Raw genomic sequence first — 13,959 nt, forward strand, 5'->3', positions numbered from 1 at the left:
ATTCCCGCCGACCGATGGCCGACTTTCACTCGGCGGAAATTCGGATGGCCATTTCAACGGCACCGGAAAGCGAACGTATTTCCTGTCATCGAACACCTGAAGAGCCGCCCGACCAGGCGGTTTCGGACATGGAAAATCCCCCGGCGATGCCGGGGGATTGACGAGGAATAGGAACTGTCGGCGACGGTTTTCGTCGCCGCGGACAACCGTCGCCTCAGGCGCGAATGCGGCGGAAGACGGCGATCAGGAGGGCCGCGGCAAGGGCCAGGAGGATGCCGGCTTCGACGAGTTGGATGGGAGTGAGGTGGGCGGCCGGGTGGAAGCGGAGCCAGGAGGCGCTGGCCGTGTTGCAGGTGGTGTTGAGGGCGCAGGAGTCGGTGGTGACGCGGGTGCCGTCGGGGAAGATGACGCCCTGGTCGATGAGCCAGGCGTTGGTGGGCTGGGCGGTGCCCACGGGGGCCACCTGTTCCACGACCGGGTAGAAGAGCGGGCGGGCCCAGACGACCAGGCCGTGGGCGGTGGCGACGAGGGCGCCGGTGGCGAACATCGCGGGGAGGGTGCGGCGGACGAGTTGGCCGACCAGGACACCGAGGGCCAGCGCGAACAGGGACCAGGCGACCGGGGCGAGGCCGATGGCCGGGTAGGTGAAGAACTGGAACGGCGGGTCGAAGGCGTCCGGACCGTGTGCGATGTCCGTCCACCACACCCAGGTCATCAGGACGGCGATCACACCGCTGACGGCCAGGACGGCGAGGCCGGGGACGGCGAGGCGGACGGCCAGCCAGCGGGCCGGGCTGACGGACTGGGCGCGGATCAGCCGGATGGTGCCGCGTTCGTACTCCTGGGCCAGCAGCGGGGCGCCGATGAACACGCCGATCAGCAGCGGGAGGACGGTGACGGCGGGCTGGAGGACCTCCAGGTACCAGAAGTTGGGGCGGTTGATCGGTGCGAGGAGGGCCCAGCACTCGGATTCGGACCAGGAGTCGGGGTAGTAGCAGCCGGTCCGCCGCAGGACGCCGATGATGTGGCGGAGGGCGACGTGGATCCAGACGAGGTCCGCCACCGCGAGGACGAGCAGCGCGCCCAGGGTCCAGAGCAGGAAGCGGTTCTGACGGAGCGTCAGCCATATGAGCCCGCGCAGGGCGGGGGTGGCGGGCCGCCGGTCGGCGGGTGCGGAGGTGGGGGCCCGGTCGGGCAGGAGGTCGGTGCTCATGCGGCCACCCCGTTCGGGTCGGGCTTCACGTGGTTCGGGTTGTCGGCGGAGGTGTCGGCGGAGGCCCGGAGGTAGCCGAGCAGCAGGTCCTCCAGGCTCGGGCGTTCGCTCTCCCAGTCGCCGTCCACCGGCTCGTCGGTGCGGACCAGGGCGACGGCCCGGCGGCCGCTGACGCGCTGCTCGACCACCGTCTCGGCGGCCAGGGAGGAACCCTGGGCGGCCGGCCCGGTGACCAGTCGGTGCCCGTCGAGGATCTCCTCCAGGTCACCGGCCAGCCGGACGCGTCCGCGCTGGACGAGGAGCAGGTGGTCGATGACGCCGTCCAGCTCGGGGAGGATGTGCGAGGACAGTACGATCCCGGCGCCGCGCTCGGCGGCGACCGACATCAGGGTGCCCATCAGCTGGTGCCGGGCGAGCGGGTCGAGGTCGGCCATCGGTTCGTCGAGCAGCAGCAGGTCGGGGAGCTTGCCGAGGGCGAGGGCGAGGCAGACCCGGGTGCGCTGGCCGCCGGAGAGCGAGCCGATCCGCGCCTTGGGGTTCAACTCGCCCTGCTCTGCGATCTGTTGGGCCACGGCTTCGTCCCACACCGGGTTGAGCTCGCGGCCCATCCGCAGCGTCTCGGCGACGGTGAGGCCCGGGTAGAGCGGCTTGTCCTGCGGCACGTAGGCGACCCGGGCGCGCAGCTCGGGCGCACCGGCGGTGGCGCCGAGCACCCGCACCCTGCCCTCGGTGGGCGCGAGTTGGCCGGCGGCGAGGGAGAGCAGGGTGCTCTTGCCCGCGCCGTTGGGGCCCACCACGCCGCAGATCCGCCCGGCCGGGACGGTGACGTCGCAGCCGCGCAGCGCCCAGCCGCCGCGGTACCTCCTGCCGAGGCCTTCGGCCTCCAGGGCCGGCGCCGTCGCGGGCGCCGTGGTCGTCGGGTCGTCCACCCGGTCCCCCCACTGTTCTCGGTTCGGTGTTGCCGGGGAGCCGCAGGCCCCGGTGTCGGGGTTTCGGGCCCCGGCGTCGGGACCTCAGGCCCCGGTGTCGGAGTCGGAGGTCCCAGAAGCAGAGACCCCGGTGTCGAAGCGCTGCTCCAGGACGGAGGCCATCAGCGCGGTGATGTCCTCGCGCTCCAGTCCGGCCTCCCGGGCCTGGTCCACCCACCCGACCAGGCCCGCCCGCAGCGGCCCGTCCGCCGCCGCCTCCGGCCGGGCGAGCGAGCGCCGGACGAAGGTGCCGAGCCCCGGGCGGGGTTCGACGAGGCCTTCGCGTTCGAGCTCGCGATAGGCCTTCAGCACGGTGTTGGGGTTGATCGCGGTCAGTTCGACCACCTCTCGGGCGGTCGGCAGCTTGTCTCCGGGCTGGAGCAGTCCGAGCCGCAGGGCCTGCTTGGTCTGCTGCACGATCTGCTGGTAGGTGGAGACGCCGCTGCGCCGCTCGATGCGGTACTCGATCACCGGCGATTCAGCCTTTCACTAGTTCAATAGTGGAATGGTGGCGCACGGCGCCGCGCGGGTCAAGCCGGACCCGGGGGTGCCCGGTCTGGAGCTGTCGGGTCTGGGGTTGTCCGGTGCTCGGGGGTTGTCCGACCCGGGAGGCGGCTCAGGGGCGTTGCAGCAGGAGCAGGCCGTCCTGCTCGACCAGCGGCCGGTAGCCGCGCTCCCGGTAGACGGCCAGCATCCGGGCGGTGTCGGCGGTGGCGCACGGGGCCTGCACGCTCGGGTCGCGCAGGTCGACGGCCACCCACTGCGGGCCAGGGCCCTCCGGAGCCCGGCACACCAGGGTGACCTCCGTCCGGCGGGTGAGCTGGGCCGCCAGCCGGTTGGAGGCGGCCACGGTGGCGTCGTCGGGTATCCGGTGGAGCAGCGCCCGGGTCTCGGTGAGCCGGGGCGAGGTGCGCCAGGCCTCGGGCATCACCACCTCGTGCAGCGGGTAGAGCGGCAGCGTCACGGCGGCCACCAGGGCACTGACGGCGAGTCCGCGCCTGGCCCGGCGCACCTCGACGCGGCGGCGCGCGTCAACCCGGCGCAGGACGTCCACCAGGGCCGCGAACGCGATCGGCATCAGCACCGCACTGTAGTGGTAACTGACGCCCCAGTAGTGCGAGTTGGAGGAGAACAGCCGCCAGGCGAGGGTGGGCGCGCAGAGCAGCAGGAGCGGCGAGCGCAGGCCGATGAAGCCGGCGGTGGCGGCGAGCAGGAACAGCAGCAGCCACTTGACCGGCGGCCAGCCGAGCCGCAGTGGCAGTTCCCAGAGCGAGGCCTGCCCGCCCTGCCCGCCGCCGTCCAGCTGCCGCCAGTAGTCGAAGCCCCCGCTCGGGTTGAACGCCGGGAGCACGACGAGCACGGTGAGCGCGGTCGCGGCGAGCCCGACGGCGGCGAGGGCGAGTCCGGGCAGTGGACTGCTGTGCCGCTCCCGCCGGGCCTGCCAAGCGATCAGGACCCCGACGGCGGCCACCGTCAGCCCGAGGTCCTCCTTGACCAGCAGCAGCGGCAGCGACCAGAGCGCGGCGGCGAGCGGCCGGCGCCGGCCGAGTGCGGTGGCGGCGAAGGCGATCAGCGGGACGGCGAAGGCGATCTCGTGGAAGTCGTCGGCCGCCGCCCGGACGATCCCCCAGGAGGCCCCGGTGGCGCAGCCGACGAGCAGCGCCACCCGCGGCCCGGCCACCTCGTGGGCCCAGCGGGTCAGCGGGACGACGGCCAGCGCCATCAGCAGCGCCTGGGCGACGACAAGGGTGAGCGGGCTCGGGAAGGCCCGGTAGGCGGGGGCGAGGACCGCGATCAGCGGGTGGAAGTGGTCCCCGAGCAGGTGGTAGCCGGGGCCCTTGAGCGGCACGATCGGCGCCTGCCCGTGGGCGTACGCCCGGACGGCCTGCTCGAAGATGCCCAGGTCGTAGGCCTTGGTGAGGCCGCGCCGGTGCCGGTTGACGGCGACGCAGGCGTACAGCGCGGCGAACCCGGCCGCCAGGCCCCACGCGAGCGGGGCGGGGCGGCGGGCGCGGGACGGTACGGACGGAAGAGCGGCCGTGCTCGGAACGGCCCGGGACACGGAGGAGGGAGCGGGCATCGGCAAAGTACCCTTTCACTATTCGATTAGTGGAAGGGTGGTGGAACCCCGATCCCCCGTCAAACCCGGCCGAGCGACGCCGACCGGGCCCCCGGGCTGCCCTCAGAAGCCCGCGTCCAACGCCCCCGACCGATGCCCGCAACCAACGCCCACGGCCAGCGCCCGCGACCAGAACCCCTCAGCCGAGGGCCCCGCCCCGGCTCACTCCTCCCACTCGGAGCCCTTGATCACCTCCACGAAGTCGCCGCGCTCGAAGCCGGGCACGAAGTGGGCGAGCACGTCCGCCTTGACGTTGCCGAAGGTCGTGGCCGGGCGGCCCTTGATGCCGTCGGTGAACGCGGCCAGGATGCGGTTCTTGAAGTCGGGCCGCGGATGGGCCGCGACCACGGCGGCCCGCTGCTCCGCGGAGATCGCGTGGTAGCCGATCCCCAGCACGTCCAGTTCCACGCCGCGGGTGACCAGGGCGATCTCCGGCGCCATGTGCAGCGGGATCTCCGGGGTGGTGTGCAGGGCGATGGCGGTCCAGACCCGCTGCGCCGGCTCGCCGGTGATGCCGTGGGCCGCCAGGAAGCGGCGGGCCTCGTCGGCACCGTCGATCTCGAACCGCTGGTCGGTCCGGGCGAAGCGGCCGGTGAGGCCGAGGTCGTGGAACATCGCGCCCACGTACAGCAGCTCCGGGTCGAACTCCAGCCCCTGTTCGGCGCCGCGCAGCGCCCCGAACAGGAACACCCGGCGCGAGTGGTCGAACAGCAGGGGCGAGGCCGCCTCCCGCACCAGTTCGGTCGCCTCCCGGGCCAGGGCGCTGTCCGGGACGCGCACGCCCGCGATCGTCTCGTTCGTCATGGTTCCTCCGCGTTCATTCGTTTCGGGGGCTGTTCGGTCGACTCCTCCACCCTCGCCCGGTGGCGTACGCTGCCGCCATGTCGGTACGGACAGCCGGACCTCGGATTCAGACATGACGCGCCTGGTCGCCTTCCTCGTGTTCGACGGGGTGACGCTGCTCGACGTCAGCGGTCCGCTGGAGGTGTTCCACCAGGCCGGCCGGCTCGGCCACCCCTACCGGACCGTCCTGGTCTCCCCGGGCGGCGGCACCGTCACCGCCTCCAACGGCGTGGCCCTGGCGGACACCGCCGCACCGGACGACGTCCAGGGAGCACTCGGCCCCCGGGAACCCCTCGACACCCTGGTCGTCGCCGGCGCCGACCACCTGGCCGCCCGGGGCCCGGACGCGCCCCTGCTCGCCGTCGCGGAGGGCCTCGCCGGGCGGGCGCGGCGGGTCGCCTCGGTGTGCAGCGGCGCCTTCGTGCTCGCCGCGCTGGGGCTGCTCGACGGCCGCCGGGCCACCACCCACTGGCGCCACGCCACCGCCCTCGCGCTCCGCCACCCCGGGGTGCGGGTCGAACCCGACGCCCTGCACGTCCGGGACGGCCGCTACCACACCAGCGCCGGCATCAGCGCGGGCATCGACCTCGCCCTCGCCCTGGTCGAGCACGACCACGGCGCCGAGGCCGCCCGCGCCATCGCCCGCGAGCTGGTCGTCTTCGTGCAGCGCCCGGGCGGCCAGTCGCAGTTCTCCACCGCCCTGGCCACCCCGCCGGCCCGCAGCGGCCTGCTGCGCACGCTCACCGACGCCGTCCTCACCGACCCGGGCGCCGACCACAGCCTGCCCGCGATGGCCGCCGCGGCCGCCGTCAGCACCCGCCACCTGACCCGGCTCTTCCAGGCCGAGCTGAACACCACCCCGGCCCGCTGGGTCGAGCGCGTCCGCCTCGACCGCGCCCAACAGCTGCTCCTCGACGGCCACGGCATCACCGCCGCCGCCCGGCTCAGCGGCCTGGGCAGCGACGAGACCCTGCGCCGCGCCTTCGCCCGCCGGCTGGGCACCACGCCCACCGAGTTCCGCAACCGCTTCACCACCACGGCCGCCCCGAACGCCCCGAGCCCCTGACGGGCACCCCCGCACCGGCGGCCCGACCCCTCCCGGGGAAGTCCCGCGACCGGACGCTTGACCTTGACGCTACGTCAGGGTTGCAGGCTTGCCACATGACGAACGAGAGCACCTCCAGCACTCCGCTCCACCCCCCGGTCGGCGGCTTCCAGGAGATCGACGGCCGCCGCCTCTACCTGCACCGCCAGGGCACGGGCGGGCCCGCGGTCGTCCTCCTGCCCGGCGCGAGCGCCATCGGCCTGGACTACTTCGGCGTCCAGCAAGGGGCCTCGCGGTTCACCACCGCCGTGGTGTACGACCGCGGCGGCACCGGCTTCAGCGACGACGCCGCCCTGCCGCGCACCGCCGCCGAGGTGGCGACCGAACTGCACGAACTGCTGCACGCCCAGGGCGTCCCCGGCCCGTACGTCCTGGTCGCGCACTCGCTCGGCGGCGCCTACGCCCACGGCTTCGCCCAGCGCTACCCGCAGGACGTGGCCGGGCTGGTCTGGCTGGACGCCTTCCACCGGGACTGGGACGACTACATGCCCGCCGAGGCGAGCCTGGCCGCCAGCGTGCGGCTGTCGCCCACCGAGGAGCAGCTGCGGCAGGCACTCCCGGGCATCCGGCAGATGGCCGCGGAACTGCTCGTGGACTTCCCGGCGGACGTCCGGGACGCGGTGGTCGAGTACCACGTGAGCGAGCGCTGGATCCACGCCGGCATCGCCGAGCGCGCCTCGATGGCCGACCTGGCCGTCGAGCTGCGGGCCGGGGCGGACCTGCCCGACGTCCCGCTGATCGCGCTCACCCCGCTGGGCGTCGACCCCGGCCAGCAGGCACTGATGTCCGAGGAGGCCCTGCGGGCGATGCACGACGGCAAGACGCGGCTGTACGCGGCCATGGTGGACGCCGTCTCGGACGGGGAGCAGCGTATCCTCCCCGACACCGGCCACAGCCAGTTCGTCTTCGAGCGGGCCGACGCCGTGGTCCAGGCGATCCGCGACGTCGTGGACCGGGCGGGCCGCGCCTAGACTTCGACCCCAGCCCCTGGCACCACCCCGGCCGCAGGCCGTCAACACGACAGGAGCGCACCGGTGCTGACGATCAGTCAACTCGCCGCGACCGCCGGCGTGACCGTACGCACCGTGCGCCACTACCACCAGGTGGGACTGCTGCCCGAGCCCGAACGCGACGGCTCCGGCTACCGCCGCTACAGCGCGCAGGCGGCGGTCGACCTCATCCGGATCAGGACGCTCGCCGACGCCGGCGTGCCGCTGGCCCGGATCGACGAAATGCTGCGGGCACGGCCCGAGGAGTTCGCCGCCGCCGTCGCCGAGCTCGACGCCGAACTGGAGCGCCGGATCGAGCAGCTCGCCGAGCACCGCCGCCGGATCGCCGACCTGGCGAGCGGCGAACGGCTCGCCCTGCCACCCGAGGTGGTCGCCATCCTGGACCGGATGCGCGCGCTCGGGGTCGGCGAACAGTCGGTACGGCTCGAACGCGACACCTGGATCCTGCACCAGGCCCTGGACCCGGAGGCCATGCGCCGGGGCATCCAGGAGAAGAACGCAAGCTTCGACGACCCCGAGACGACGCGGCTGTTCCTGCTCTGCGACCAGTCGCTCGACTGGGCACCGGACGATCCGCGCGTGGACCGGCTGATCGACGACCTGGACGCGTGGGAGGTCGCCCACGGGCGGGACAGCAGCCGGCCCGGGAACCAGGCGGTGATCTTCTCCCGGCTCGCCGAGGCCTCGCCGACCTGGCAGCGCATCCTCGGCGAGATCGCGCACCGCGCCAGACAGCGCCACGCCGCCGACTAGCACCGGGCCCCGGGCCGCGCCGAACCGCAGGGCGACGCCGGACCGCCGGCCCCGCGCGGAAGCGTTGACGTCGGATTCACGCCAGCCCAACCCCCGGTCGGATTGGTGGACTTCGGGTGACACACCCACCACCCACCGACGGGACCTCCGGCATGCCGACCGGCACCACCCTCAGCTCGACCCAGCCCACCCCGAAGCCGCCCACCCCGAAGTCCCGCCCCCGCAACGGCGGCGGCACCCTCGCCGTCCTCGCCGTGACGACCGGCGTCTTCTCCATCGTCACCACCGAGATCCTCCCGATCGGCCTGCTGACCCCGATCGGCGCCACCTTCCGGATCTCCGACGGCACGGCCGGGCTGATGATGACCCTGCCGGGCATCGTCGCCGCGGTGGCCGCCCCCGTGGTGACCGTCGCGACCAGGCGTGCGGACCGGCGGACGATGCTCTGCGCGCTGCTGCTGGTCCTGACCCTGGCGGACCTGCTCAGCGCCCTGGCCCCCGCCTACTGGGCGGTGCTGGCCGCCCGGGTCGCCCTCGGTCTGGTCATCGGGGCGTTCTGGTCGATCGGTTCCGGGCTCGCCCCGCGCCTCGTCCCGGAGCACCGGCAGGCCCGGGCCAACACGCTGATCTTCTCCGCCGTCCCGCTCGGCTCGGTGCTCGGCGTGCCGGCAGGGGTGTTCCTCGGCTCCGTGGCCGGCTGGCGGGCGGCCTTCCTGGCGATGGCGGCGCTGACCGTGCTCGCGCTGGCCGCCCTCCTGCGGTCGCTGCCGCCGCTGCCCCCGCTGACCGCCACCGGACTGGGCGTGCTGCGCGCACTGCTGGCCTGCCGGGGCACCCGGACCGGGATCGCGGTGACCTTCCTGATCGTGCCGGCCCACTTCGGCAGCTACACCTACGTCACCCCGTTCCTCACCGGCACCACCCACGCCGGCCCCGGCCTGGTCACCGCCCTGCTGCTCGGCTACGGCGCCGCCGGACTGCTCGGCAACGTCCTGGCCGGCGGCCGGGCGGCCGGGGCACTGCGTCCGGTGTTCGGCACGGCGGCCGTGCTGCTCGCCGCCGCGGCCCTGCTGCTGCCGCTGCTGGGCACCGGCGGTCCGGGCGCCGCCGTCCTGCTGGCCCTCTGGGGCGTGGCGTACGGCGCCGTCCCGGTCTGTTCGCTCAGCTGGTTCCTCGCCGCCGCCCCGCACGCCCCGGAGGGTGCCGGGGTGGTCTTCACCTCGGCGTTCCAGGCCGGCTTCTCGATCGGCGCGCTGACCGGCGGGCTGGTGGTGGACCACTCCTCCCCCGCCACGGTCATGCTGCTCGGCGGGGCGGTCGCCCTGCTCGCCGCGGCCACCGTGTGGCGGTACGGCCACCGGGTGCGTCCCGAGCCGACACCCTGAACACCCGCGCCCCGACCCTGGCCGTCGGCACGGTTCGTGGCGAGAATGCCGGGGTGCCGTCGACCCGCCCGCCCGTCCTGCGGGGTGGGCGGGCGGCGTCGGCCGGGACGGTCCCGGGCGGGTGCGGACGGAAGGACGGCCGGCGGATGGTCGACCAGCAGAGTGACCCCGCGTTCCAGGGGCGGTTCGGCGACTACCAGACCGAGATCTACCTGCGCGGGCTCGGCGGCGTCCTGCCGACGATGCCGATGGCCTTCGCCGAGCTGGAGGCGCGGGCGGGCGCGGCACTGCCGCCCTCGGTGCTCTCCTATGTCGCGGGCGGCGCGGGCGACGAGGCCACCCAGCGCGCGAACGCCGCCGCCTTCGGGCGGTGGGGCCTGGTGCCGCGGATGATGGTCGGCGCGAGCACGCGGGACCTGTCGGTGGAGCTGTTCGGCCAGCGGCTGCCGACCCCGCTGTTCATGGCGCCGATCGGGGTGATCGGCCTGTGCGCGCAGGACGGCCACGGGGACCTGGCCACCGCCCGGGCCGCCGCCCGGACCGGCGTCCCGATGGTCGCCTCCACCCTGACGGTCGATCCGCTGGAGCAGGTGGCCGCCGAGTTCGGCGACACCCCCGGCTTCTTCCAGCTCTACACCCCCACCGACCGGGCACTGGCGGAGAGCCTGGTCCACCGGGCGGAGGCCGCGGGCTACCGGGGCATCGTCGTCACCCTGGACACCTGGGTCACCGGCTGGCGCCCGCGCGACCTGGCCACCGCCAACTTCCCGCAGCTGCGCGGCCACTGCCTGGCCAACTACACCTCCGACCCGGTGTTCCGCGCCCGCCTCGCCAAGACGCCGGAGGAGGACGTGCGGGCGGCCGTCCTGGAGTGGGCCGGCGTCTTCGGCAACCCGCTGACCTGGGACGACCTGCCCTGGCTGCGCTCGCTCACCGACCTGCCGATCCTCCTCAAGGGCATCTGCCACCCCGAGGACGTGCGCCGCGCCAGGGACGGCGGCGTCGACGGCGTCTACTGCTCCAACCACGGCGGCCGCCAGGCCAACGGCGGCCTGGCCGCCCTCGACGTGCTCCCCGACGTGGTCGCGGCCGCCGACGGACTGCCCGTCCTCTTCGACTCGGGCGTCCGCTCGGGCACCGACGTCGTCAAGGCGCTCGCCCTCGGCGCCACCGCCGTCGGCGTGGGCCGCCCGTACGCCTACGGCCTGGCGCTGGAGGGCACCGACGGCATCGTCCACGTGCTGCGCTCGCTGCTCGCCGAGGCCGACCTCCTGATGGCCGTCGACGGCTACCCCACCCTCGACTCGCTCCGTGCGGACGGCGCGCTGCGCCGGACCTGACGCCGGGTGAAGTCCCGGTGTCCAACGGTGCCCGACCCCGACCTGCGGGGCTTGCCGGGACATTCGGGACGGCCCTACGCTCGAAGGCACAAATCGGTTCCGTACGTTCCCGTACGCTGGGAGGTCCGCCATCATCCGCGTCCTGCTGACCGCCTTCGAACCGTTCGGCCGCGATCCCCTGAGTTCGTCCCTGGAGGCGGGCCGGCTGGTCGCCGCCGGTCCGCCGGCCGGAGTGGCCCTGGAGTTCGCCGGGCTGCCCTGGGTGTACGGCGACTCGATCGCCGAACTGCGCCGGGCGGTGGCCCGGTTCGAGCCGGACCTGGTCATCGCCACCGGCCAGGGCGGCAACCGCCCGGACCTCACGGTCGAGCGGGTGGCGGTCAACCTCGACGACGCCGTCCGCGCTCCCGACCGGAAGGGCAACCAGCCGGTCGACCAGCCGGTCGTGCCGGAGGGCCCGGCCGCCTACTTCTCCTCGCTGCCGGTCAAGGCCTGCGTGGCGGCGGTCCAGCTGGCCGGGATCCCCGCCACCGTCTCGCACACCGCCGGCACCCACCTCTGCAACCACGTCTTCTACGGGCTGGCGCACCTGATCGCCACCGAACGCCCGGAGCTGCGCGGAGGGTTCGCGCGTCTGCCGTACCTGCCGAGCCAGGTGTCCGGCCGGGACACGAGCGCGTCGATGTCGGCGGAGACGGCGGCCGAGGGGGTGCGCATCCTGATCCGCAGCGCCGTGGCCGCCCTCCACTCGCCGCCCGTCGGCACGGTGGCCGGCCCGCGCCGACGGACCTGGCTGCCCCGCCGGGGCGGCTGACCGCCCGGGCCCCCGTCGACCGGACCGGTCGACGAGGGCCCGTCAGCGCCGGCCGGTTCCGTCCGCGGAGGCCCGTCCGGTCAGCGCGGGCCGGGGTCGCTGGTGCCGGGGCGGCCGTTCTCCAGGTGTCCGGCCCAGCGGCGGCGGAAGGCCGGACCGTCCGCGGCCGCGACCGTGACGTCGTACCAGCGGCGGTCGGCGGGCAGGTCGAAGGTGAACCGGGCCGAGGCGCCGGGGCGGAGGGAGCGGCTCTGCTTCGAGCCCTTCGCGTAGGCGTTCTCGGCGGTGACCGTCCTGGCCACCGGCCCGTGGTTGGCGACCGTGACGCGCACCTGGTTCTTCGACGGGTCGAAGCGCGCCACCAGCCCGGCCCGGGCCGTGCCCTCGAACTCCTGCACCGAGCCGTTCGGGCCGTGGGCGGCCAGGTGGTAGTCGCCGGCGCCGGTCAGCGGCCAGAAGTCGGCGAAGGTGTCGCCGGCCGAGACGGTGTAGCGGCGCGGGGCGGCCGTCGGCGCCGTCCGGTCGTAGACGTAGAGCCACGCGCCGACCGAGCCCCGGTTCTCCAGTTCGAGCCGGAACTGCCCGGCGGTGTCCGTCTCCTCCTCGTTGACCCGCAGGTCGTACGGGAGGGCGCGGGCGGGCCGGGTGCCCGGTTCCTGGGTGGGCATCCGCTGCGGCAGCGGCACCTGGTAGGGCTTGCCCTGCGAGGCGATCGGCGCGGGCACCGGGATCCGGACGCGCCGCGCGTCGGTGCCCCGGAAGTCGAGCGCCGAGGTGAGGTCGCCGCAGACCGACCGGCGCCAGGCGCTGATGTTGGGCTCCTCGATGCCGAATCGGGCCTCCAGGAACCGCAGGACCGAGGTGTGGTCGAAGGTCTCCGAGCAGACCCAACCACCGCGCGACCACGGGGAGATGACCATCAGCGGCACCCGCGGTCCGAGGCCGATCGGCTGGAGTCCGCCCGGGTCTGCGCCGGGGACCAGCGGGCTCATCTCGCCCGGGTACTTCGAGAGGTCCAGCAGCTCGTCGCCGAGGCTCGCCTCCAGGTCGGCGGAGACCATGCCCGGGCCGCCCGGACGGCTGGCGACCGGCGGCATCGGCGGGACGACGTGGTCGAACAGGCCGTCGTTCTCGTCGTAGTTGATGAGGAAGACGGTCCGCCCCCAGACCTCGGGGTTCGCGGTGAGCGCGTCCAGTACGAGGTTGATGTAGTACGCGCCGTCGGTGGGCGTCGCGGAGGGGTGCTCGCTGTACTTGTACGGCGGGACGATCCAGGAGACCTGCGGCAGCCGGCCCTGCTCGACGTCGGCCCGGAACTCCTTGAGCGTGTGGTCGGTGGCCCCCTTCTCCACCAGCGGACCCGACGCGCCCTCGGCCACCTGGTACCGCTCGAAGAACATCAGCGAGTTGTCGGTGTAGTTGTCCGTCGGCGTGCCCGGCTCGCCCGAACCGCCCTGGTAGAGCTTCCAGCTGACCCCGGCCGACTCCAGGCGCTCGGGGTACGTCGTCCAGGTGTAGCCGTTGGTGTCGTTGCGCTCCCACAGGCCGGGCCCGTTGGGCCGGCGGCCGTACGCGTTGCGCGGGTCGCTGGTGCCGGTCCAGAGGTAGATCCGGTTGGGGGCGGTGTCGGCGTGGACGGAGCAGAAGTACGCGTCGCAGACGGTGAAGGCCTCGGCCAGCGCGAAGTGGTACGGCAGGTCCTGGCGCTTGAGGTGGCCCATCGTCATGACGTCCTGCTTCTGGTTCACCCACTGGTCGTGGCGCCCCTCGTTCCAGGCGAGGTGGCCGCTGCTCCAGCCGTGGTCGGTACCGGCCTGGTACTCGGTGGTGTTCCGGGGGTCGATGTACCAGGGCAGCACCTCCTGCTCGGAGGCCGGCAGGCCGCGGTCGTGGTAGCGGCCGGTCTTCACGGCGGCGGCGGGCTGGTGCCAGTTCGGCCGGCCGTTCGGCAGCAGCGTGGGCCGGGGGTCGTCAAACCCGCGGACACCGCGCAGGGTGCCGAAGTAGTGGTCGAAGGAACGGTTCTCCTGCATCAGGATGACGACGTGCTCGACGTCCTCGATCGAACGGGTCCTGCCGATCGCGGGCAGCGCCATGGCCTTGGCAACCGCGGGCGGAAAAGCGGCGAGGCCGGCGGCGGCCGCGGAGGCACCGCCCAGTTGGAGGAAACGGCGCCGGTCGATGGAGGCCACGTGGTGTCCTTCGCGTCGTGAGTGCATGGTCGGACGAGAAGGCTCGACCATAGGGGCCCACGAACCGTCATGTACACGGTCCTCCAGCGAACGCCGCATGATCATTCGACCAACACCCCGACAACGCGAAGAACCCCCATCCGGGACCCGGATGGGGGTTCTTCTGAAGAATTGTTCGGCGGCGTCCTACTCTCCCACAGGGTCCCCCCTGCAGTAC

The 13,959-nt window shown here is 73.8% G+C and carries 12 protein-coding genes; 6 read left to right on the forward strand and 6 right to left on the reverse strand.

What is annotated here, in order from left to right; all coding sequences use genetic code 11:
• Positions 1–214: 214 nt before the first annotated feature.
• The 5 genes from ACWDD9_RS33485 to ACWDD9_RS33505 form a co-directional block, all read right to left on the reverse strand.
• On the reverse strand, positions 215–1,213 hold the full coding sequence (locus ACWDD9_RS33485; RefSeq protein ID WP_449813670.1) for a hypothetical protein: 999 nt from the start codon (positions 1,211–1,213) through the stop codon (positions 215–217).
• Positions 1,210–2,142, reverse strand: coding sequence for an ABC transporter ATP-binding protein (locus tag ACWDD9_RS33490; protein WP_449813671.1), 933 nt, complete (start codon positions 2,140–2,142; stop codon positions 1,210–1,212). Before ACWDD9_RS33490 ends, ACWDD9_RS33485 begins: the two co-directional genes overlap by 4 nt.
• Positions 2,143–2,226: 84 nt before the next feature.
• The gene (locus tag ACWDD9_RS33495) at positions 2,227–2,652 is read right to left on the reverse strand and encodes a GntR family transcriptional regulator (protein ID WP_449813672.1); all 426 of its coding nucleotides are present in this window, start codon (positions 2,650–2,652) and stop codon (positions 2,227–2,229) included.
• Positions 2,653–2,797: 145 nt separating this feature from the next.
• Positions 2,798–4,261, reverse strand: coding sequence for a DUF2079 domain-containing protein (locus tag ACWDD9_RS33500; protein WP_449813673.1), 1,464 nt, complete (start codon positions 4,259–4,261; stop codon positions 2,798–2,800).
• A 201-nt stretch (positions 4,262–4,462) separates the two neighbouring features.
• Positions 4,463–5,104, reverse strand: coding sequence for an HD domain-containing protein (locus ACWDD9_RS33505; RefSeq protein WP_449813674.1), 642 nt, complete (start codon positions 5,102–5,104; stop codon positions 4,463–4,465).
• Between the two features lie 112 nt (positions 5,105–5,216).
• Between ACWDD9_RS33505 and ACWDD9_RS33510 the strand changes: the two genes are divergently transcribed.
• The 6 genes from ACWDD9_RS33510 to pcp all read left to right on the forward strand — a co-directional run bounded on the left by ACWDD9_RS33510 (position 5,217) and on the right by pcp (position 11,550).
• Positions 5,217–6,209 carry a GlxA family transcriptional regulator gene (locus tag ACWDD9_RS33510; protein ID WP_449813675.1) on the forward strand — a complete coding sequence of 331 codons (993 nt, stop codon included), beginning with the start codon at positions 5,217–5,219 and terminating at the stop codon, positions 6,207–6,209.
• A 95-nt stretch (positions 6,210–6,304) separates the two neighbouring features.
• Positions 6,305–7,219: an alpha/beta fold hydrolase gene (locus tag ACWDD9_RS33515; protein WP_449813676.1), complete on the forward strand. Its 915-nt coding sequence runs from the start codon at positions 6,305–6,307 to the stop codon at positions 7,217–7,219.
• A gap of 63 nt (positions 7,220–7,282) precedes the next feature.
• Positions 7,283–8,011 (forward strand): MerR family transcriptional regulator, encoded by a 729-nt coding sequence (locus ACWDD9_RS33520; protein ID WP_449813677.1) that lies wholly within the window; start codon positions 7,283–7,285, stop codon positions 8,009–8,011.
• A 152-nt stretch (positions 8,012–8,163) separates the two neighbouring features.
• Complete coding sequence (locus tag ACWDD9_RS33525) at positions 8,164–9,396, forward strand: MFS transporter (protein WP_449813678.1); 1,233 nt, start codon at positions 8,164–8,166, stop codon at positions 9,394–9,396.
• Between the two features lie 146 nt (positions 9,397–9,542).
• Complete coding sequence (locus ACWDD9_RS33530) at positions 9,543–10,736, forward strand: alpha-hydroxy-acid oxidizing protein (protein WP_449813679.1); 1,194 nt, start codon at positions 9,543–9,545, stop codon at positions 10,734–10,736.
• A 130-nt stretch (positions 10,737–10,866) separates the two neighbouring features.
• Positions 10,867–11,550: a pyroglutamyl-peptidase I gene (gene pcp, locus ACWDD9_RS33535; RefSeq protein ID WP_079272827.1), complete on the forward strand. Its 684-nt coding sequence runs from the start codon at positions 10,867–10,869 to the stop codon at positions 11,548–11,550.
• A gap of 80 nt (positions 11,551–11,630) precedes the next feature.
• On the opposite strand, the gene ACWDD9_RS33540 is transcribed toward pcp, so the two are convergent.
• Entirely contained in the window at positions 11,631–13,742 is a 2,112-nt protein-coding gene (locus ACWDD9_RS33540; RefSeq protein WP_380745641.1) for a phosphocholine-specific phospholipase C, read from the reverse strand.
• Positions 13,743–13,959 lie beyond the last annotated feature (217 nt).

Source organism: Kitasatospora sp. NPDC001119 (assembly GCF_053598475.1).